The organism is Hyphomicrobiales bacterium (assembly GCA_002869065.1).
Taxonomy (GTDB): domain Bacteria; phylum Pseudomonadota; class Alphaproteobacteria; order Rhizobiales; family Rhodobiaceae; genus Rhodobium.
The window spans coordinates 684,514-706,925 of the sequence record PKTR01000001.1 but is presented as its reverse complement, the minus strand read 5'-3'; the positions used below and the strand labels follow the sequence as shown (position 1 = coordinate 706,925).

Below are 22,412 nucleotides of genomic sequence, written 5' to 3'. Positions count from 1 at the left end.
GATCCGCCGTTTGTTCGTCGTTACTTCTGTAGTTCGGTCCAGATCGCCGTGTAGAGCTTCTGGGCGTCGGCGCTGCAGGTCGGCAGGAACGTGCCGGCGGCGGCGAATTCGGCCGGAACGTTGATTTCAGGCGCCGTCTTCATGTCGTCCGGCATGAAGGCGTCCGAACCGTCGATGCCGTTGGCATAACGCGCAAACGACGAGATCATCGCGGCGTTTTCCGGCTCCATGATGAAGTTCATGAAGGTCTTGGCATTGTCGACGTTCTTGGCGTCCTTGAGGATGGCAACGGAGTCCATCCACACGACATAGCCTTCCTTCGGATAGCCGTAGACGACGTCCGGGTTGTTGAGACGGGCGCGGAAGGTCGAGCCGTTCCAGTTGACCGACGCCATGACGTCGTTGTTCGACAGCTTTTCGGTCATGCCGTAGTCCATCGACATCCACTTCGGCTTGGCGGCCATCAGGATGTCGCGGACCTTCTTCAGCACGGTCTTGTCTTCGGTGCACGGCTCGCCGCCGGCATAGAGGATCGCGAGGCCCATCACGTCCGACATTTCGGGAACGACATTGACCTTGCCGACGAGTTCTTCCGGCGGATCGAGGAAGATCGACGAGGTATTCGGGTCGCCCGAATAGGCCTTTGTGTTGACCGCGACGCCAGTCGTGCCCCACTGCCACGGCACGGTGTAGTGGCGGCCCGGATCCCACGGCACATCGCGCCAGCGCTCGGAAACGTTCTTGAAATTCTCCATCTCGTCAGGACGTGCCTCGAGCAGCAGACCCTTGGAGACGAAGACCGGTACGTAGTTGGCGGACGGCACGACGATGTCGAAGCCGTGGCCGCCGGCTTCGACCTTGGTCAGCGCGGTGGTGTTGGAGTCGTAGTCGGTGACGGTCACCTTGACGTCGAACTTCTCCTCGAACTTCTTGATCAGCTCGGGGTTGGTGTAGTTGCCCCAGTTGTAGATGTTCAGTTCCCCGGCAGCGTTGGCGACTGCCACGGAGCCGAGCAAGGCGGCCGTGGATAGTGCAAGCATTTTCAAGCGCATAGTCGTCTTCCTCTTCTTGCGGGTTATCAGGAAACCTTGTTCTGTCTCCTGGTCAGGATGAAAAATGCAGTCAGCAGCAGAATTGTCAGAACCAGAAGGGCGGTGGAGATCGCGTTGACCTCCGGCGTCACGGCGCGTCGCAGCTGTCCGAGCATGTAGGTCGGCAGGGTGTCCTGGCCGGCGGATTTGACGAATTCGGTGATGATCACGTCGTCGAGCGAAATCACGAAGGCGAGCATCGAACCGGCCGCGATGCCCGGCGCCATCAGCGGCAGGGTGACCCGCCTGAAAGCCCGCCACGGCGTTGCGTAGAGGTCGCTGGCGGCGGCTTCCAGCGTCGTGTCCATGCCTTCGAGCCGCGCACGGATCGGCAGATAGGCAAAGGGAATGCAGAATGCCGAATGTGCGAGGATCAGATAGCCGAGGCCAGAGTAGCCGGTGGCGACCTTGATCGAGGCAAAGAAGATCAGCAGCGCGACGGCGGTGACGATTTCGGGCACCATCAGCGGCTGGTTGATCATGAGATAGATCGCGGTGCGGCCCGGAAACGCGCGGGTGCGCGTGGTGCCAAGGGCTGCCATCGTCGCAAGCACGGTCGAAATGCCGGCGGCCATGGAAGCGATGATGAGCGAGCGCAGCGTTGCTTCCTGCACCGCCGTGTTCTGCCAGGCGGCGCCGTACCACTTGAACGACAGGCCGCCCCAGATCGCCACCGAATTGGCGTCGTTGAACGAGTAGGCGACCATGGTCAGGATCGGCATGTAGAGGATTGCGAAGCAGGTCAGCGCGATCGCCGTAAAGCCCGGCAGACGGCGGACCGAGAACGGCTTGCGGCGAACGGATTCAGCGGTCTCAGCCATCGGCGCTGTCCTTCGTTGCTGCGCGCACATAGACCAGCAGTGCGATTGCGACGACGACGAGCAGCATCATCGACAGGGACGAGCCGAGTGGCCAGTTGCGGCCCTGGCCGAATTGCAGCTCGATGAAATTGCCGATCATCATGTTCTTGCCACCGCCGAGCACGCGCGGCGTCACATAGGCGCCGAGCGAGGGCACGAAGACGAGGATCGAGCCGGCGACGATGCCGGGTTTGATCAAGGGCAGGATCACCCGCCGCAGCACGCGCCAGCGATTGGCGTAGAGATCGTAGGCGGCCTCGACGAGGGTGAAATCGAGCCGTTCGAGCGAGGCGTAGAGCGGCAGCACCATCAGCGGCAGGTAGACATAGGCCATGCCGATCAACACGGCGGTGTCGGTGTAGAGAAGCTGGATCGGCGTGTCGATCAGGCCGAAACGCATCGCCCAGGTGTTGAGGATGCCCTCGTTGCGGATCACTTCCATGATGGCGAAGGTGCGCACCAGAAGGTTGGTCCAGAACGGGATGGTGATGAGGAACAGCCAGAAGGCGCGCTTCGCCGGAGTACGGGTGGCGATGAAATAGGCGGTCGGCAGGCCGAAGACGAAGGTGATCAACGTGGTCAGCAGCGACAGCTTCACAGAGCGCCAAAAGATCGAGAGATGGGCATCGGCAAGGCGCACCGTCTCGTCGAAAATGTCGACCGTGAAGATGATGTTGAACCAGGCATCGAACGACGGTTTCCAGATGACGCCGCTGTACTCGCCGGGTTCGAGGAACGAGTAGACGAGCACGATCAGCAAAGGGCCCGACGCGCCGACGAGCAGAAACAGCACCGCCGGGAGCGACAGGAGCCAGTTGTGCTTGACGCGGGCGCGCTCGGCGCGGGCTTCGCTTTCGGTTGCCGGCGATGGTGCTGAGGACGCCATCGCTCAGTCCCTCAGGATCTGCGCGGCGCCGGGGGCTATGGCGACACCGACCTTGGTTCCAGTGTTCAGCCCGACTTCGCCGGACAGCGAGTTTTGCAGCCGCGCGACGACCGTTCCGCCGCCGTCGATGTCGAGATAGCAGTGGGTGTCGGTGCCGAAATAGACCAGATTGGCGATGGTTGCCGGCAAGGCCGCCTCGCTGCCTGCGGGCTTGACCTGAATGTGCTCGGGGCGGATTGCCAGCGTCACCTTGGCGTTCGGCGCCAGGGTTGCCTCGGTCGAAACCTCGGTGATGTGACCGCCGGGCAGCTGGATCGTTGCCGCATCCGTTGAGATCGACTTGACGACGCCATCGAGGAAATTGGACTCGCCGATGAAGTCGGCGACGAAGCGGTTGGCAGGGTGGTTGTAGATCTCGCGCGGCGAGCCGATCTGCAGGATGTTGCCGCTGCTCATGACGCCGATGCGGTCCGACATCGTCAGCGCTTCTTCCTGATCGTGCGTCACGAAGATGAAGGTGATGCCGGTCTCGGTCTGCAGCCGTTTCAATTCAACCTGCATTTCCTTGCGCAGCTTGAAATCGAGTGCCGAGAGCGGTTCGTCGAGGAGCAGGACGGAGGGGCGTGGCGCAAGCGCGCGGGCAAGCGCGACGCGTTGCTGCTGGCCGCCGGAAAGCTGACCCGGTTTGCGCCCGGCCATGCCTTCCATCTGCACCAGCGCGAGGGTGCGCGCGACGGCTTCCTCGACTTCGGATTTCGGCCGCGACAGCATCTCCAGGCCAAAGGCGATGTTTTGCGCGACGGTCAGATGCGGGAACAGCGCGTAGCTCTGGAAAACCGTGTTGACGGGGCGCCGGAAAGGCGGCTTGTCTGTGATGTCGGCACCGTCCAGAAGGATCGTTCCGGCGGTCGGCGCTTCGAAGCCGGCGATCATTCGCAACAGGGTTGTCTTGCCGCAACCGGACGGTCCCAGCAGCGTGAAGAACTCGTTTTTCCTGATCGCTACGGAGACGTCGTCGAGTGCGCGTACATCCTGTCCCGCGGAGTGAAAAACTTTCGAAACGCCAACGGCTTCGACGGCGGTCTGCCCAGTCAATCTGTTCTGTCCCCACTGTTGTCCGTGCGATTTTCGTCGGACGTTTTGACTAGAGTGACAGCAAGACGGGTTTTTATGCAAGTGCTCCGAAACGGATTGGCGGACGATGACCAAACCACGGCCGGGCGCGTTCCAGATCGCCGCACAGCGTCATCAGACGCTCGTCATCGCCATAGGCCGCGGCAAGGTGAATGCCGATGGGCAAACCTTCGTCGTTCCAGTGCAGGGGAGCCGAAACGGCAGGCTGCCCGGAGGCGTTGAAGATGGCCGTAAACGGCGAATAGGCGAAGACCCCGTCGGCGCCCATGCGGTAGGACACGAAGTCGTCGCTGCGGTCGTGCGCGAAGCGTCCGATCCGTGCCGGCGGCTCGGCGAGGGTTGCCGACAGGACGACGTCGTAGTCGTTGAAGAACGCTGCCATCTGGCGTCCGAAATGGTGGATCTTGCCGACGGCTTCGAGGTAGGCGTCGCCGCTGACCGTGCTGGCGAATGCGCAGGCACCGCGGCAGACGGCCTCGACCTCGTCGTCACGCAGATCGGCCAATGCCCGCCCGGCCTTTTCCAGCGACTTGCGAACCCACAGTGCGGTGCCGCAGGCCACGATGGTCGTCCAGGCCGACATCATGCCGTCGATATCGGCCTTGGGCAGAGCTTCCTCGACATGGTGGCCCATGGAGTCGAGCAGGCGCGCGGTTTCCTTGACGGCAGTACGGCAATCGGGGTGGATCGGGTCGCCGGACAGCGTCGTCGTTGCAACCGCAATGCGCAGCGGGGCCGAGGTTTTGTCGAGCGCGGCAAGGTAGCCGTCCGCCAGCGGCGGGGCGACATAGGGTGCGCCGAGGTCGGGTCCGCTGCAGGCGTCGAGAAGGACAGCGCTGTCGCGCACCGAGCGGGTCAGAAAGCCGTCGATGGCCATGCCGGCCCAGCCTTCGCCGGCATAGGGGCCGTCTGGTAGGCGGGCGCGGGTCGGTTTGAAGCCGAACAGGCCGCAGGAGGACGCCGGAATCCGCACCGACCCGCCGCCATCGGAGCCATGGGCCGCGGGTATGATGCCGGCTGCGACGACGGCACCGGCTCCGCCCGACGAACCGCCCGGCGTGCGATCGAGGTTCCATGGATTGCGGGTCGGCCCCCCATAGACAGCGGCTTCGGTCACCGGGCCGACGCCACCCTCAGGCGCCGTGGTGCGCCCGAAGACAACGACGCCGGAACCGGCGATCCGCTGGTAGATCGCTGAATCCATCAAATATTTGGTGTTCGCCTGTAACCGCGACCCGTTATTGGTCGGAAAATCGATTGCCTCTGCGCCGAGATCCTTGAGCAGAAAGGGAACGCCGGCGAGTGGCCCCGCAGGGCCGGCGGCGATGGTTTGGCGGGCCACATCCTCGCGCAGCATGGTCACCGCGTTCAGCTTCGGATTGAGCGCTTCAATGCGGGTAAGCGCCTCGTCGAGCAACTCGTTCGGGTGGACGTCCCCGTTGGCGACGAGGGCGGCGAGGCCGACGGCATCCCGGGTTTCATAGAGGTCACGGATCGACATGGGCCACCTGCTTGTCTGACTGCGCCGAGACTAGCAGCGGGGGGGATTGGCGACCATCGAATTGTGACGCATTCCGGCAACGGTTCGCGCCGCCGTGGGGTTCAGATTTGAGTTGCACTTTCCATGTATAATTAACCCAACTACAAACGTTGTTTGGGGTGGTCCCGACCGGCGTCGTGATGGCTGAGCCTCCGGTATCGCGAAGGTTGAAAGCCGGTCGTCGCGGGCCATATTCGAGAGTATTGATGGCGGACACGGTTTCACAGCCGAGAGGGAACTGGACAACGAGGCTGGCAACGGCAGCGCTCGCGATGTTCCTTGCCGCCAGTTTCGCCTCATCCGCACCCGCATTCGAATTGTTCGGCAAGACGCTGTGGGGCGAGCGCGAGGGCGCCGAGCCGCCGAGCCCCGACGCCACTCCCTACGAGGTGACGCTGACGGTTTCAGGGCTCGAAGACGACGATCTCGAGGAACGGTTGCGGGACGCGTCGTCGCTGGTTTCGGATCAGGAAAAGGTGCCGCAGAGCCCAATGGTTTTGACGGCGCGCGGACGTGACGATTATGCGCGTATCACGGCTGCGCTCTACGCCGCCGGCTACTATGGCGGCGTTATCCGCATCACTGTCGACGGCCGCGCCGTCGAACGGTTGGCGCCCGATGCTGTATTGCCGTCATCGCCGCAGGTTGCGATCGAGGTCGAACCGGGCGAGCGTTTCCGTTTCGGCCGCGTCGATATCGAGAACCGGCCGCCTGATGCCATTCCCGGAAAAGCCGTGCCGAAAGACCCGGCGGAGCTGGGTCTGCAATCCGGCAAGCCGGCGTTCTCGGGGCTGGTTCTGTCGAGCGAGACGGCGCTTGTCGGCCGTTGGCGCTATCTCGGACACCCCAAGGCGGTCGTGTCGGCGCGCGATGTCACCGCGCATCATCGCGATGGAACGCTCGACGTGCGCATGAAGGTCGAGCCGGGCCCGCAGGCGACGTTCGGGCGTGTGACGGCCTCCGGCACGGAGCGGATGAACGCGGATTTCGTCGCCTGGTATTCTGGCCTGGAACCCGGAACGACGTTCGATCCCGACGCGCTAAACCGTGCGAAGGCGCAAATGCGTCGGCTCGAAGTGTTCAAATCGGCGCGGCTTGTCGAGGCCGAGGCGATTGAAGCCGATGGCAGCCTGCCGATCGACATCCAGGTCGCGGAACGGCCGCGCCGGGCGTTTGGCGTCGGCGCGTCCTACTACACGATCGACGGCGCCGGGCTCGAGGGGTACTGGCAGCACCGCAACCTGTTCGGCAAGGCGGAGAAGCTGCGCGTCGAGGGCCGTGTCAGCGGTATCGGCAGCACGGACCCCGAGGATTTCAACTTCCTTGCGGCGACGACCTTCACCAAGCCGGGCGTCTTCACGCCCTATACGGATTTCCGGGCGCGGATATTCGCCGAACAGGAGTCGCCGGATACCTATCTAGAACGCAGCACGGGCGGCAGCCTGGTGTTGTCGCACCGCTATTCGGAACAGCTTGAAGTGTCCGGTGGCGTGGCGGGAGCCTGGAGCCAGACGGAAGACGCCTTTGGCAAGCGCGACACGTTGATCGCCAGTCTGCCGGCAACGCTTGAATACGACACGCGCGACAACAAGCTGAACCCGACCGAGGGTGTCCACGTGCTGGCGTCGGCGTCGCCTTTCCACGAGTTCAAGTTTGCCAATTCCGGTGTGCTCAGCCGCGTTCGCGGCTCGGCCTATTACGGGTTCGGGCCGACCAACCGGTTCGTGCTTGCCGGGCGGGCAACAGTCGGCTCGCTGGTCGGGGCGAGGGCGCGTGAGATGCCGGCAAGCTGGCTGTTCTATGCTGGCGGCGGCGACTCGGTGCGCGGCTATGCCTATCGCAATATCGGGCCACGGCGCGCGAACGGTGACGTGGTCGGCGGGCGGTCCTATTTCGACTCCTCGCTCGAGCTGCGGGCGCAGGTGACCGACACGATCGGCATTGTGCCGTTCATCGATGCGGGTGCGGCGTTCGCCTCGACAACGCCTGACTTCTCCGAAGAACTCAAATTCGGCGCAGGTGTCGGCCTGCGCTACAATACGGGCCTTGGACCGCTTCGGGTCGATGTCGCGGTTCCGGTGAACCCGGAAATCGGCGATCCGAGTTTCGGCGTCTATATCGGACTGGGGCAGGCATTCTGATGGTTGCGTTCGTCCATAAACCTCTTCGGTTCAAAGCCATTGCGGTGTTTGCGGGCGTGTTTTTCGCCGCCCTTGCGGTGCTTGGCGCGCTGACCTTTGCCGATGACGACGAGACCGGCCGCTTCCAGCGCTTTATCGAGGAGCAGATTTCGACGCCGGACATGCAGATCCGGCTCGGTCAGATCGACGGCGCGCTGTCGTCCGACGTGCGCTTTTCGGAAATCACCATTGCCGACCGCAGCGGCGTATGGCTGCGCATCGAGAACCCGCACCTTGTCTGGAGCCGGCTGGCGCTGTTGCGCGGAAGGCTCGACGTCGACAGTCTCACGGCGGATCGGGTTTCGATGCGGCGCCGTCCGCAAATGGACAAGGCCGAAGCACCCGATATACCGGAAAATGGCGAATTCGCCCTGCCGGACACACCGGTCGCCATCAACATCGGCGAGCTGACGCTAAAGCGTATCGAACTCGGCGAGCCGGTCGCAGGGATTGCGGCGGCGTTGGACCTTGCCGGGTCGTTTTCGCTTGGAGACGGGTCGCTTGCCAGCGATCTGGCGATCCGCCGACTAGATGTGCCCGCCGAGATCGCGCTGAAGCTCGGCTATGACAAGGGCCGCGACTACATCAACGCCGATATCCGCGTTCACGAAGATCAGAACGGGCTGCTGTCGAACCTGCTCGGTATCGAGGGGCGTCCGGCACTCGATTTCTCCGCCAGGGGCGAGGGGCCGGTTGCGGATTTCTCCGCCGATATCACGCTTGATGCGGCGGGTCAGCGGCTCCTTGCCGGCAAGGTGGCCCTCAGCCGGCCGGATGGTGGCATGCGCGTCGTGGCAGATCTCGACGGCAATCTTCAGCCGCTGATCCCCGACGACTACCGCGATCTCTTTGCCGGTGGCTCACGCCTGAAGGTTGATGCCACTCGGGCGAGCGACGGCAAGACGAATGCGGACGTCAACCTTCAGTCCGGCGTGCTTGCACTCGACGCCGATGTTGCCACCGCGACCGACGGCTTCCCAACCAGGATCGTTGCGGACGCGAAACTCGACACCGGCGAAGACCGGCCGGTCGCGCTTGCCGGCGACGATGTTACCGTTCGCCGTGGCTCGATCGCGCTCAGGCTCGGAGAAGGCAGTGACAACTGGACGCTGTCGGCACAGCTCGACGAGCTGGAGAGCGGAACGCTGCAACTCGGCAATCTGACCGTGACCGGCGCGGGCATGGCGCGTGACCTGTCCGATCCGCAGGGGCGCGGGATCACTTTCGATATTCGTGGCCAGGCAACCGGCCTCGCCACGCCGGATGCGGCCATTGCCGAGGCGTTCGGCGACAGCCCGGCGTTGTCGGCCATGGGTGGCTGGAGTGCCGGCCGGCCGGTCAAAATCATGGCGTCGGGGGTTCGCGGCAAAGCCTTCGAGGCGGGCTTCAAGGGTTCCATCGCAAGTGACTCCACGGATGGAACCTATCAATTCAGCTCCGGGAATCTTTCGGCATTTTCCGCGCTCGCGGGCCGGTCGCTCGGCGGCGCGCTGGGGCTCGCTGCGCGTGGCAAGATCGCCTTTGACGGCAGCGATGTTGCGATCCTCGTCAACGGGCGCGCCCGCGATCTGAACCCGGGCGCCGTGCCGGGCCTGTTCAAGGGCGAGACCCAGCTCAGCGGCTCGGTCGAGCGGACGGAGGACCTCATCGGCTTCCGCGATTTCACGCTCACCAATAAGCAGCTTTCGTTGAAAGCAAATGGCTCCGCCGGCAAGGCGGGCTCCGATCTCGCTTTCAGCGGGCGACTGGCCGATGCGTCCGCGCTCGATCCGCGCCTCGGTGGCGCCGCGGACCTGCAGGGCAGCGTTAAGGGACCGGGATCGGCGGCGGATATCTCCGTCGTTGTGCTCGGCGAGGCGCTAACGCTTGCCGGGAAGCCGTTCAACGAGGCGACGGCGACGCTGCACGGGCGGCTTGAGAACGACGCCTTTGCCGGCGACGTCAATCTGCGCGGGCGGCTTGCTGGCGAACTCGTCTCCGCGACCGCGCAACTTTCACAAAGCGCCGAGGGCGTGCGCGCCGTACGGGATATTGTGGCTAATGTCGGCAGTGCCGGCGCTCGCGGGGGCGTCGAACTGGATAGTGACGACATCGCATCGGGCACGCTGAACGTGGTCGCGCCGGATTTGCGCGATGTCGCGGCCCTCGCCATGACCGAAATGTCCGGGCGGCTTGATGCGACGGTGGAGCTTTCGCGCGCCGACAATGACCAGCGCGCGCAAATCGCACTGGACGCGGCAAGGCTCGCCTTTGGCGACACACGGGTCGGGTCTGCCAAGGGCAATGTCACGCTCGACCGGCTTAATGCCGTGCCAGAGGTTGCGGGCAACGTCGCCTTCGCCGATCTCCGCGCCGGCAGCATCGTGGTTCGCTCGGGCACGCTGAAGGCGCAGCCGGAGAACGGCGCGACGCGGTTCGGTCTTGAGGCCGATCTCGTAGCGGGACATCTCAGCGCCAATGCGGTTCTCGCAGCCGTCGACGGCGGCTACAGGGTCGGGCTCGACAAGCTTAGCCTGACGCGCGGCGTCGCCGATGTGAAGCTCGTCCGCCCAAGCACGCTGACGGTCGCCGGTGACAAGATCAGTATCGATCCGCTCGAACTGCATGCCTGCGCCGGGCGCGTGGTGGTCAGCGGGACATCGGGTGAGCGCATCGATGTGACGGCGAATATCCGGGATCTGCCGCTGGCGCTCGCCAATGCGTTTGCGCCCTCGCTCGGCCTCAAGGGCAGTGCGACCGGTGCGGTCGTTGTCAGCGGACCGAGCGGAGACCCGGAGACGCGCTTCGATATCAAGGCGAGCGGCGTGTCGGCTGCGGCGCTTGCGGAGGCCGGCGTCGGTCCGCTTGGCGTCAGTGCCAAGGGCGTTCATCGGCAGAACACTGTCACACTCGAACGCGCGAGCGCTTCGGGGAATGGTCTGGAACTGGCGGCGAGCGGAACCATTCCGCTTACCGGTGGCTCGCTGTCGGTGCCGGTTCGGGGCACGGTGCCGCTGTCGCTTGCCAAGCGCTGGCTCGATCCGCGCGGAGCGTGGCTGTCGGGTACGCTTACCTTGGACGTAACGGTCACCGGGCCGCTGCAACGCCCGGATCTGAACGGCTCGATCCGCGGGCAGGGCGTTGCCTTCAGCGATCCGGCGACCGGGATCGACCTGCGTAACATGGATATCCGCATCGGCGTCGCGGGGCGGCGGCTGCGGCTTGAGACGGTGCGGGCGCGGCTCGGCAAGGGGACGGCGACGCTCTCCGGGTCGCTTGAGATCGATGACGCGTTGACGTTGCCGGCGGATCTCCGGCTCGACCTGCAGAACGCCCATTACACCGACGGGGATTTGGCTGCGGCGACCGCCAGCGGCACGCTGACGCTGGGCGGCGCATTGCTGCGCGGTCCGGTGATCGGTGGGCGGATCATTCTGGAACGTACCGAAATCATGGTGCCGAAATCGCTGCCCGGCGGGGCGGCGATGATCGATGTCCGCCACGCCGATACACCGGCGGATGTGCGCCGTACGCTCGCCAATGCGGGTCTGCTTGGCGACAAGGCGCGGGGCCAGCGCGGGATCGGCGCGAGCATCGATCTGGTGATCGAGGCCCCGGCACGGCTGTTCATTCGCGGGCGCGGGCTCGATGCGGAAATGCGCGGCAGCATCAGGCTGCGCGGCAGCGACACGGACCTGGTTCCCGAAGGCGGGTTCACCATGGTGCGCGGGCGCATCGACATGCTCGGCAAGCGTGTCGAATTCACCAGCGGCGAGGTGACGCTGGCCGGTGATTTCGACCCCTATCTGCAATTTGTCGCGACGACGCGGCGCGACGGTCTGACCGTCACCATCTCGGTCACCGGCCCGGCGTCCGACCCTGATATCGTGTTCTCGTCCGAGCCGGAACTGCCGCAGGACGAGGTGCTGGCGCAGCTTCTGTTCGGGCGCAGTGTCGATGAACTCTCCGCCTTCCAGCTTGCCCGGCTGGCCGATGCGGCGGCGCAGCTCAGCGGGCGTGGCGGTGTGTCGGGTGTGCTCGACAAGATCCGCAAGGGCACCGGCCTCGACGATCTCGATGTGGTCGAGGACAAGAACGGCAAGGCTGCGGTCAAGGCCGGCACCTATCTCAGCGACAACGTCTATCTCGGCGTTCAGGCGGGCGAGGAGTCCTCGGTTTCGATCAATCTCGACATCACCAAGGGGCTGAAGCTGAAGGGGCAGGCGGGGCAGACGGATTCCGGTGTCGGAATCTTCTACGAATCCGAATATTAGGGGGTCAGTGCCGCAATTGGGTCAGCTCGGTTGACGGGTGCGCCGCGCTCTGTTCGTGCGCGTTTTCTCATCCAAAAAGTCTGTCAACTTTTTGGGAAAGCGCTATAAACGCGAACACGTTGCTGATGCATTCAGCGGCAGGCGGGATGGGTGGCCGAGTGGTTTAAGGCACCGGTCTTGAAAACCGGCGTAGGTGAGAGCCTACCGTGGGTTCGAATCCCACCCCATCCGCCATTATCTGACTTCACGCTGCCGCCCTTCGGGCTTCGCTCCAGTCGGGGCCTCGCATTGGCTCGGGCGGCCGTCGGCCTTGCGAACCCTGCGGGTTCGGGGTGCGTGAACGCTTTCGCCACTGTTTGACTTCACGCTGCCGCCCTTCGGGCTTCGCTTCAGTCGGGGCCTTGCGCGTTTGGCCTTGCCAAAGCGCACTACATCTCGAGCGGCAGGTTCAGCAGGTTGGTGATCAGCAGCCGCAGGACGACCTTGCCCTGGGTCTGGTTGACGGCAGCGGAGAACGCCGGCCACGTCTCTTCGACCAGGGCTTTGGCCTCGTTCCGGCAAGCGTCGAAGGCGCCCGACCGTTCCATCAGGTCGAGACCTGCGGCGAGGCCATCGGGTGACGTGCGTTCGGATGTGTCCGAGAGAAGTTTGACGAGCCGGTCGCGCTCGGCGGGCGGCAACAGGCTTATCGCCTTGAAGATCGCGTAGGAGGCCTTGCCGGCAGCGATGTCTTCGCCGCGCACCTTTCCCCATTCGGGGCGCGTGGTGAAATTGTTGACGTCATCGACGATCTGGAAGGCGACGCCGAGATTTTCCGCGAAGCGAGCGCAGGCCGCACGCGTATCGGCAGGCGCCCTCGCAATGATGCAGGCAATTTCGGAAATGGCGCTGAGCGGCGCGGCGGTCTTGAACGCGTGGGCTTGCAGGATCTGCGGTCCAAGTTCCGGGGCGAGCCAAAAATCGCGGTCCTTGGAGTGCTCGGGGTGGGACCAGTAGAGATCTTGCCCCTGTCCGATATGAGCCCGGACAAAGGTGCGGACGAGAACGCGGTAGATTTCCTCGCGTTGGTCGACCGACAAATGCGGGTGTTCCTCCAGAGAAAGAAGCGGCAGGAAATAGAGCATGTTGCCGGCGTTGATCGCGGTCGGCACGCCGTAGCGCCGATGCAAGGTCGCGTCGCCCCGGCGGGTGTCGGACCCATCTTCGATATCGTCGATGATCACCGAGCCGTTGTGAATTAGCTCGGGAATGACCGACACGAGGGTTTCGTAAGGCGTCGGGTCCGTGCCGAGGGCATCGAGCAGCAGGAAGCCGAAAATCGGCCGCCAGTGCTTGCCACCGCGATTGAGCAGGTCCCACACCGGCTCCGACAGCATCGCAGTTTGCGCGTGGGGGTCGTACGCCCAGCGTGGCGCACCGGCGATCTCGGTGAGGCTCTGCTCGGACAGTTTTTCCGGCAGGAAAGCGCGCAGCGTTGCATCGATCCGCTCGACCCAGCGTTTCTGCGTTTCTCGAACATCAAGGAGATTGCCGTATCCCTGCAATTCAAGCCGGCCTGTGCCGGACACAGATGTGCCCACACGGGTGCCCGCGACGCGGCCGGTGCCCTCCCAGATCGCCGCCATGACGCCAAAGACGGGGATTTCCTGAGCGTCGATTGTGGGTGCGAATACGACATCTAGCCCGAGCGCGGGAACCTCGACACGCATCTCGACCGGATAGTCGATCATGCTCGCGGTGCTGCGCCATTGGCGCTCGGGCGTCATCACGGCATCGTCGAATGTGACTGGCGCCTTTCCCGGCTCGAACAAAATTGCCTTGCTGTGAACAATCTCTCCGGTCTGGCGAGCTTTTCTCTGCCAGGCGATGAGCGCGGAACTGTCGTCGAAGCGTGCGCCGAGCCAATCCCATGACAATGTCTGCGGTTCGTCTCCCTCGCCATGCGTCCAGGAGAGCTCGCCCCATTGGTGATCGAACCACGCTTCGCCGGTGATCGCCGCGCCGTCAATATCGCCGTGGAGTGTCAGGCGTGGGCAGCTTTCGTAGGCCATTGACCCAAAGCGGAAGGCTCCGTCACCGGGTTCGAGAAGCCATGGCGAATGTGGGGTCAGACGGAGCGAACAGTGTTGCTGAGCGCCGGGGAGGTCGAAGCCGATCGCAATTTCGTTGCCGTCTTCGCGGAGCGCGAAATCGTTCCAGCGTATGGAAAGGCGTTCGACGTCACAGCGGGTTGGTTTACCGGCATCCTTGAAAGGCGTCGGAATTCCGTTGGCCGCGATTTCATCGACCAGCGCCTGGACCAGATGGCGCGTTCCGGGGAGAGTGCCGTAGTCTTGCGGCGTGTCGGCAATGAAGCTCTCGATCAGGCGTGGGGAGACCTCGCTGCGCCACGACGAGCGATCATCCCCGTCATTCAACACCGAGATGATGAGCATATGCCCATCGTCGCCGTCGCTCGCCGAGTTGTGGCGGAAGAGCGAGAGCATGAAGTCGATGCGCTCGACCGCGTCGCCGCCCAGCGACCCGTGGCAGAACCACCATTCGAGGGGGGCGTCGGGATGTGGCGAGAGATCGGGAAACACGGAACAATCCGCCTTGGCGCAAACGCGAGTGGCCGGAACAGATGAACGACCTTCACCCACAGTAGCAAACTCGATGACGCGACGTCAGGCTGCATTTCGGCACAGCGGGTTTCGTTCTGTCGGCGACAAGGGCGGGCGACGTGCGCCTTTGCCGAATGACCGTCGTGAAGAACGGCGAATTCGCTGCCTCACTCGGTGTAGCTGCCGACTGCGCGCACGCGTTTCTCGAAGGCTTCGATTGCTGTGATCGCCGGGTCTCCGGCGATTTGCACCATTTCAGCCAGAAGCGCCTCACAGGCTGCCGTGCCGGCAACCAGAGACGGCAGATATTGAGGACCGGCCATGGGCACTTCGATGACGTGGCCGGCGCCGCGCGTCACCGGCGCGGTGAAACTGTCTGAGACGATAACCACGGTCACGCCGAGGGTTCGTGCCAGCTCGGTCGCCTTCAAGGCCTCCTGCGAGTAGGGGCTGAAAGTGACGATGAAGAGCGCGTCACCGGTTTCCATTTCGGCCAGTTCATCGGAGATCGGCAGGCCGCTCGCCTGCGCGAGCCGGATGCCGGGAAAAGCCATGCGGCCGGCGTAGGCAAAGTAATAGGCAAGGGCGTAGGAACTGCGGAAGCCGGCGACAAAGATCCGCCTCGCACCGACGAGCGCGCGGGCCGCATCGCGAATCGTCTGGCGTGTCTCGGGCTGAAACAGCGTGCCGATATTGCCGATCGCCGTTTCTCCAATGCGGATCGCGAGATCGGGTTCTGCGGCATTGGTCGGGCCGAGCAGGGCGGCGGCGCGCTCGCCGTAATGTACCTCGTTCGATCCCACGGCTTCACGGAAGACATCGCGAAAGGGTTTGAAGGTTTCGAAACCGGCGATTTTCGCCAGGCGAACGATGGTCGCCGGATTGACCCCGGCCTCGTCCGCAAGACCGCGTACGGAAGAAAACGCAACACGTGCGGGGTTTTCCAGGACGAAAATGGCCGCTCGAAGGACCTGCGGGCTGAGCAGGTGCAACCTATCGCGAAGTGCACGGCGCAAACCGTCAAGAGAGATTAAGTTCGGGTTTTCAGAACCTTGCGCCATGTTGACGATCCCCGCTCGCCTTGAACCTGCCATCTGCTGGAAAGCGAAACATTATACGCCAAAATAAAACAAATGTTTCATGTGATTGACAAGCTCCGAACATGTGTATGGAATGCGACTTCCGTATATGGGTATTTTCCTTGAGGGAGGACTTTATGTCGAAACGTGTTCTGGCCGCCGCACTCGCGCTTACGCTTGGAAGCGCCATCTCGGCCGCCAACGCCGAAGAAAAATTCGTCACCATCGGCACCGGCGGGCAGACCGGTGTCTACTATGTTGTCGGTCAGTCGATCTGCAAGCTCGTCAATCGCGGCACGGGCACGCACAACATCAAATGCACCGCGCCGTCGACCGGTGGCTCGGTGGCCAACCTGAACGCCATCAAGGCGGGCGACCAGGACATGGGCGTGGCCCAGTCGGACTGGCAGTACCACGCCTATAACGGCACCTCGAAGTTCGCCGATGCCGGCAAGTTCGAAGGCCTGCGGGCGGTGTTCTCGGTCCATCCGGAGCCGTTCACCGTCGTTGCGCGCGCCGATTCCGGCGTCAAGACCTTCGACGACCTGAAGGGCAAGCGCGTCAATATCGGTAACCCGGGTTCGGGCCAGCGTGGCACCATGGAAGTTCTGATGGAAGCCAAGGGCTGGACGAAGGACGATTTCGCGCTCGCTTCGGAGCTGAAGTCGTCGGAGCAGGCGCAGGCGCTGTGCGACAACAAGGTCGATGCCATCGTCTTCACCGTCGGCCATCCGAACGGTTCGATCCAGGAAGCCACCACCTCGTGCGACGCGGTTCTGGTTTCTGTGACCGGCGCTGAAGTCGACAAGCTGGTCGGCGACAACGCGTTCTATTCGAAGGCCGTCATTCCGGGTGGCATGTACAAGGGTTCGGATGCCGACACCGAAACGTTCGGTGTGCGCGCGACCTTCGTGTCGTCGACTAACACCGACGAAGACACGATCTACCAGATCGTCAAGGCTGTGTTCGACAATTTCGGTCGCTTCAAGAAGCTGCATCCGGCGTTCGGCAACCTCAACGAAGCCGAGATGATCTCGAAGTCGCTGTCGGCTCCGCTGCATGACGGCGCTGTCAAGTACTACAAGGAAAAGGGCTGGATGTAAGTCCTTCCCTTCGACGGGCGGGGCGTTGCTCCGCCCGTCCTTTCTTCTTTCCAGTTTTGACTTTCGCGGAAGCTTCCGCACACGCATTGGGACTTCAGTGATCCTTCCGTCTACGTTGGGGAACAGGACGGTACGGATCGCGGGCAACGGGTTTTGCCGGGGAGGGCAAAATGGCGAATGGTGACGACAATCGCGACGACAGCATTCAGCAACAGGCCGCGCGCGTTGAAATGGAAGGCTCCGGCCACGGCGGTTTGAGTCAGAACGAGCTCGACGACATCGTCGCATCCGCTGATACTGGTGCACGCACCCCGCCGGGCCTGACCGGAAAGCTTATTCTCGCTGTCGCGCTCGCCTGGTCGCTGTTCCAGCTCTGGTTTGCCTCGCCGCTCCCGTTCATGGTCGGCATCGGCGTCTTCAACGACACCGAGGCGCGCTCCATTCATCTGGCCTTCGCAGTCTTTCTCGCATTTCTCGCCTATCCGGCCGCGCGCACCCCGGTGCAGCTTGCGCTGGGTATCGGCGTTCCGATTGTGCTCGGCATCCTGTTCGGCGTTGGTGCCGAAGGAAGCCTTCCCGTCTGGATAATCGCCATCCCGGTGGTTGGCCTCATCGCGGCGATTCTGCTCGGCTCGCCCCATCGCAGCATTCCGCCCTGGGAATGGGCGCTTGCCATCGTCGGTGCCTTTTGCGCGGCCTATCTCTTCACCTTCTACGAGGCGCTTGCCGAACGTCCCGGCGCGCCGATCATGCAGGACCTCATTGTCGGTGTCGTCGGCATCATGATTCTGCTGGAAGCGACGCGGCGCTCGCTCGGCCCGGCGCTGATGGTCGTGGCCACCGCGTTCCTGGTCTACACTTTCCTCGGGCCCTACATGCCGAGCATTATCGCGCACAAAGGCAACAGCCTGAGCGAGGTGATCAACCACCACTGGGTTACGACGGAAGGCGTGTTCGGCATCGCGCTTGGCGTGTCGACAAGCTTCGTCTTCCTGTTCGTTCTGTTCGGCGCGTTGCTCGATACCGCCGGTGCTGGCAACTATTTCATCAAGGTGGCCTTCGCGTTCATGGGACACATGAAAGGCGGACCGGCGAAGGCCGCCGTGGTGTCGTCGGGCGCGACCGGGCTCATTTCCGGCTCGTCGATCGCCAATGTGGTGACGACCGGCACATTCACCATTCCGCTGATGAAGCGAGTCGGTTTTTCGGCGGAAAAGGCCGGTGCCGTCGAGGTCGCATCCTCGGTCAATGGTCAGATCATGCCGCCGGTGATGGGTGCTGCCGCGTTCCTGATGGTGGAATATGTCGGCATTCCGTATTTCGACGTCGTCAAACACGCGTTCTTGCCGGCGCTGATCTCCTATATCGCGCTGGTCTATATCGTCCATCTGGAGGCCTCGAAGGCCGGGATGGAAGGGTTGCCGCGCGCGGTCGCGCCGAAGCCCTGGGTGCAGCGCCTGGTCGGGTTCGTGTTCGGCATCGTGGTGGTCAGCGTGCTGTCGTTCGGCGTCTACTACGGTATGGGCTGGATCCGGACCGCGTTCCCGGATACCGCCGGCTACATCGTTTTCGCGCTGTTGTTCGCGGTCTATCTCGCTCTGCTCTATGTGGCGTCGAAGCAGCCGCCGCTCGAGCTCGACGATCCGAACGCGCCGATCCTGACCTTGCCCGAGCCGGGTCCGACGACCCGTGCCGGCCTGCATTATCTCCTGCCGGTGATCGTGCTGATCTGGGCGCTGATGGTCGACCGTCTGTCGCCCGGCCTTTCCGCCTTCTGGGCGACGGCGTTCATGATCGTGATCCTGCTGACGCAGCGACCGTTGATGGCGATGTTCCGCAAGAGCGGCGATCTCGGCACGGAGTTCGGCGGCGGTTTCACCGATCTTTTCAACGGGCTCATTTCGGGCGCGCGCAACATGATCGGCATCGGCATCGCGACCGCGACCGCCGGCGTCATCGTCGGCGCGGTCAGCCAGACCGGCGTCGGCTCGGCGCTTGCCGAAGTTGTCGAGGTGCTTTCGGGTGGCAATATCCTCGCCATCCTGTTCCTGACCGCGATCCTGTCGCTGATCCTTGGCATGGGTCTGCCGACGACGGCGAACTACATCGTCGTCTCGGCGCTGCTCGCGCCGGTCATCGTCACGCTCGGCCAGCAGAACGGGCTCATAGTGCCGCTGATCGCGGTGCATCTCTTCGTGTTCTATTTCGGCATCATGGCGGACGTGACGCCACCGGTGGGGCTGGCATCCTTTGCGGCGGCCGCTGTTTCGGGCGGCGACCCGATCCGCACCGGCTTCGTGGCGTTCTTCTATTCGCTGCGTACGGCCGCGCTGCCGTTCCTGTTCATCTTCAACACCGATCTGCTGCTGATCAATGTCAGCATCGTGCAGGGGATTGGCATCTTCATCGTCGCGACGGTGGCGATGTTATTGTTCGCCGCCGCGACGCAGGGCTGGTTCCTGACGAAGAACCGGATCTGGGAATCCATCGCCTTGCTGCTCGTTGCCTTCACGCTGTTCCGTCCGGGCTTCTGGATGGACATGATGGCGCCACCGTTTGAGGAGGTTGCGCCGGCGATGATCACGGAAGCGGCGGCTGGTGTTCCCGAGGGCGAGAAGCTGAGATTGCGGGTCAGCGGCCTCAACGATGTCGGCGACCCGATCGAGTTCGTCGCGGTGCTGCCCGTCGATACCAGCCTGGCGACGGGTGAGGAACGTATCGAGAAGGCGGGCCTCACGCTGCGCACCGATGGCGACAAGATCCTGATCGACGACGCTGCCTTCAATTCGGCGGCCAAGGAAGCCGGACTCGACTGGGACCAGCAGGTGCTGAAGGTCTTGAAGCCGGTCAGCCAGCCAACCAAATATCTTATGTTCATCCCGGCGCTGCTCGTGCTTGCGCTTGTGGTTTGGCTGCAGCGCTCGCGGGCCGGCACCACACGGCGGCAAACGGCTGCGGCCTAGGGAGGGAAGCTCATGTACAAGAACATTCTCGTCTCTATCGACCTCAATCACGAAAGCTCATGGACCAAGGCGCTGCCGGTGGCGGCCAGCATGGCGAAAAGCATGGGCGCGTCTCTTCACGCGGTGACGGTCGTGCCGGATTTCGGCATGTCGATCGTCGGCAACTATTTTCCGAAGGACTTCGAGAAACAGGCGCTCGTCGACGCGGCGGAGAAGCTGAAGTCGTTCGTGGCGTCCCACGTCGACAAAAGCGTGCCGGTCAAGGTTCATGTCGGGCACGGCACGATCTACGAGGAAATCATCCACGTCGCCGACAAGACCAATTGCGATCTGATTGTCGTCGGCTCGCATCGGCCGGAGCTGCAGGACTATCTGCTCGGTCCCAATGCGGCGCGCGTGGTGCGGCACGCGAAACAATCGGTTCTGGTCGTCCGGGATTGACCATCAATTAGCCGCAAACGGGGTGGAATGCGCATTCGGCGGCGGCCCCGGGGGTCGCCGTTTTGCTTGTCGACAGCAGGGGCACATCATGACACGGGCAAAAAGCCACGTCTTTCCGCGCGGCAAGGCCGCACTTCCGACCGCCGTCGCGGGTGACGGCGTGTGGGTGATCGACAGCGAGGGCAGGCGTTATCTGGACGCGTGCGGCGGAGCCGCGGTTTCCTGCCTTGGTCATTCCGACAAGTCGGTGGTCGACGCGATCAAGGATCAGCTCGACAAGCTGCCATACGCGCATTCCTCGTTCTTCACCACCGATGCCGCCGAGACGCTTGCCGACAAGCTTGTCGACAAGGCGCCGGAAGGCATCGACCGGGTCTACATCCTGTCGGGCGGGTCGGAAGTGGTGGAATCGGCGATCAAGCTTGCCCGCCAGTATTTCCTCGAAATCGGTCAGCCGAAGCGGTCGCAGGTGATTGCCCGCTGGCAGAGCTATCACGGCAATACGCTCGGCGCATTGTCGGCCGGCGGCAATCGCTGGCGCCGTACGCCGTTCGAGCCGCTGCTGGTGCCGGCGATGCATCACATCGCGCCGTGTCACGCCTATCGTTGGAAAGAGGCGGGCGAGAGCAACGCGGAATACGGCCGCAGGGTCGCCGACGAGCTTGAGGCGAAGATCCTGGAACTCGGACCGGATACGGTTGCCGCCTTCATTGCCGAGCCGGTTGTCGGCGCGACGATGGGCGCGGTGCCCGCGGTCGAGGGGTACTACACCCGTATTCGCGAGATTTGCGACAAGTACGGCGTGCTGCTGATTCTTGACGAGATCATGTGCGGCATGGGGCGCACGGGGACGCTGTTCGCGTGCGAGCAGGACAATGTCCGCCCGGATATCATCACCATCGCAAAAGGGCTCGGCGCCGGCTATCAGCCGATTTCGGCGATGCTCTGCTCGGCGACGATTTATGACGCGATCGAGCAGGGGTCTGGGTTTTTCCAGCATGGCCATACCTATCTTGGCCATCCGACGGCGTCGGCCGGCGCGGTTGCCGTGCTCGATGCGATCGAGAACCGCAACCTGCTGGCGAATGTTCGCGACAAAGGGGCGAAGCTGAAGGAAGCACTCACCGCGCGCTTCGGCAATCATCCCAATATCGGCGATATCCGCGGACGGGGCCTGTTCCTCGGCCTTGAGATCGTTGCCGACCGGGGCAGCAAGGAGCCGTTCGATCCGGCCGAAAAGGTCAACGGACGCATCAAGGCGGCGGCCATGGCCAACGGTCTGATGTGCTATCCGATGGGCGGCACGGTCGACGGGCGCACCGGCGATCATATCCTGCTCGCGCCACCGTTCATTATCGACGACGACCATGTCGGCGAGATCGTCGACCGGCTCGGCAAGGCCGTCGACAGCGTTCTGAGCGCCTAGGACTGTGATGATGGAGCAGGCACTCATCATGGTCGCGCCGAACGGGGCGCGGCGCACGACGGCAGATCACCCGGCCTTGCCGATGACGGCGGCGGCGCTTGGCGCGACCGCGCGCGCATGCGAGGAGGCGGGAGCAGGGGCGATCCATCTCCACGTCCGCGCGCCGGATGGCACGCACATCCTCGATGCCGGCCTCTATGAAGAAGCGACGGCCGCTGTTCGGCGCGAGACCTCGCCCGATTTCGTCGTTCAGATCACGACCGAAGCGGTCGGTCGCTATCAGCCGCCAGAGCAGATGGCGGTCGTCCGCGCGGTGAAGCCGGAAGCGTTCAGCGTCGCGGTACGTGAGCTTTTTCCGCAGGATGATACGGCGGCGGAAAAGGATGGCGCGGCGTTTCTCGCATGGTGTCATGACGAAAAGATCGCGGCGCAGTACATCCTTTATTCGGATCAGGATCTGCGCCGCTTCGCCGAGCTGAGCCGGCGCGGGATCATTCCGGGAGACCGTTGGTCTACGCTCTTTGTGCTCGGCCGGTATTCAAAAGACTTTCAGAGTGATCCGAATGAACTGCGGCCGTTTCTTGAAGTTCTGCACGAAATGCCGGAAGGCGAGCGGCTGAGCTGGATGGTGTGCGCCTTCGGACAAGCCGAATCCACGGTCGCCGCAGCCGCACTCTCGCTTGGCGGCAATGTCCGCGTCGGCTTCGAGAACAATCTCTGGCTGGCGGATGGGTCGGTGGCCGCGGACAACGCGGCGCTGGTGTCGCTGGCGGCGCAGTCGCGCGAGACGATCGGGTTGACGGCGGCCAAAGGGGCAGACGCCCGGCGTATTCTCGGCATGCCGGAATAGGCG

The 22,412-nt window shown here is 63.5% G+C and carries 14 protein-coding genes and 1 tRNA gene; 8 read left to right on the top strand and 7 right to left on the bottom strand.

All coding sequences use genetic code 11. The features are described from left to right. Positions 1-20 precede the first annotated feature (20 nt). The 5 genes from C0606_03085 to C0606_03065 all read right to left on the bottom strand — a co-directional run bounded on the left by C0606_03085 (position 21) and on the right by C0606_03065 (position 5,472). Positions 21-1,052: a putrescine/spermidine ABC transporter substrate-binding protein gene (locus C0606_03085; GenBank protein PLX39506.1), complete on the bottom strand. Its 1,032-nt coding sequence runs from the start codon at positions 1,050-1,052 to the stop codon at positions 21-23. A gap of 26 nt (positions 1,053-1,078) precedes the next feature. Beyond that, positions 1,079-1,912, bottom strand: coding sequence for a spermidine/putrescine ABC transporter permease PotC (locus C0606_03080; protein ID PLX39505.1), 834 nt, complete (start codon positions 1,910-1,912; stop codon positions 1,079-1,081). Beyond that, entirely contained in the window at positions 1,905-2,837 is a 933-nt protein-coding gene (locus C0606_03075; GenBank protein ID PLX39504.1) for an ABC transporter permease, read from the bottom strand. The genes C0606_03080 and C0606_03075 overlap by 8 nt, the downstream gene beginning before the upstream one ends. Positions 2,838-2,840: 3 nt before the next feature. Further along, positions 2,841-3,932 carry a spermidine/putrescine ABC transporter ATP-binding protein gene (locus C0606_03070; GenBank protein ID PLX39503.1) on the bottom strand — a complete coding sequence of 364 codons (1,092 nt, stop codon included), beginning with the start codon at positions 3,930-3,932 and terminating at the stop codon, positions 2,841-2,843. Between the two features lie 73 nt (positions 3,933-4,005). Further along, on the bottom strand, positions 4,006-5,472 hold the full coding sequence (locus C0606_03065) for an amidase (GenBank protein PLX39502.1): 1,467 nt from the start codon (positions 5,470-5,472) through the stop codon (positions 4,006-4,008). 158 nt (positions 5,473-5,630) lie between these two features. On the opposite strand from C0606_03065, the gene C0606_03060 reads away from it, so the two are divergent. From C0606_03060 to C0606_03050, 3 genes are all read left to right on the top strand, one after another. Further along, positions 5,631-7,652: a hypothetical protein gene (locus tag C0606_03060; protein ID PLX39501.1), complete on the top strand. Its 2,022-nt coding sequence runs from the start codon at positions 5,631-5,633 to the stop codon at positions 7,650-7,652. After that, a complete protein-coding gene (locus C0606_03055; protein ID PLX39500.1) occupies positions 7,652-11,944 on the top strand; it encodes a hypothetical protein in 4,293 nt (1,430 codons plus the stop codon). The genes C0606_03060 and C0606_03055 overlap by 1 nt, the downstream gene beginning before the upstream one ends. 144 nt (positions 11,945-12,088) lie before the next feature. Then, positions 12,089-12,178, top strand: a tRNA-Ser gene (locus C0606_03050). A 194-nt stretch (positions 12,179-12,372) separates the two neighbouring features. Here C0606_03050 and C0606_03045 read toward each other — a convergent pair. Both C0606_03045 and C0606_03040 read right to left on the bottom strand, forming a co-directional pair. Then, on the bottom strand, positions 12,373-14,586 hold the full coding sequence (locus tag C0606_03045) for a hypothetical protein (protein ID PLX39499.1): 2,214 nt from the start codon (positions 14,584-14,586) through the stop codon (positions 12,373-12,375). Positions 14,587-14,714: 128 nt separating this feature from the next. Next, positions 14,715-15,641: a hypothetical protein gene (locus tag C0606_03040; protein ID PLX39498.1), complete on the bottom strand. Its 927-nt coding sequence runs from the start codon at positions 15,639-15,641 to the stop codon at positions 14,715-14,717. Between the two features lie 122 nt (positions 15,642-15,763). On the opposite strand from C0606_03040, the gene C0606_03035 reads away from it, so the two are divergent. From C0606_03035 to C0606_03015, 5 genes are all read left to right on the top strand, one after another. Next, positions 15,764-16,729, top strand: coding sequence for a C4-dicarboxylate ABC transporter substrate-binding protein (locus C0606_03035; GenBank protein PLX39497.1), 966 nt, complete (start codon positions 15,764-15,766; stop codon positions 16,727-16,729). 170 nt (positions 16,730-16,899) lie between these two features. Then, positions 16,900-19,692, top strand: coding sequence for a C4-dicarboxylate ABC transporter (locus C0606_03030; protein PLX39496.1), 2,793 nt, complete (start codon positions 16,900-16,902; stop codon positions 19,690-19,692). A 12-nt stretch (positions 19,693-19,704) separates the two neighbouring features. After that, a complete protein-coding gene (locus tag C0606_03025; protein ID PLX39495.1) occupies positions 19,705-20,133 on the top strand; it encodes a universal stress protein UspA in 429 nt (142 codons plus the stop codon). A gap of 88 nt (positions 20,134-20,221) precedes the next feature. After that, on the top strand, positions 20,222-21,559 hold the full coding sequence (locus C0606_03020) for an aspartate aminotransferase family protein (protein PLX39494.1): 1,338 nt from the start codon (positions 20,222-20,224) through the stop codon (positions 21,557-21,559). A gap of 7 nt (positions 21,560-21,566) precedes the next feature. Then, positions 21,567-22,409, top strand: coding sequence for a hypothetical protein (locus tag C0606_03015; GenBank protein ID PLX39493.1), 843 nt, complete (start codon positions 21,567-21,569; stop codon positions 22,407-22,409). The last annotated feature ends 3 nt before the right edge of the window (positions 22,410-22,412 follow it).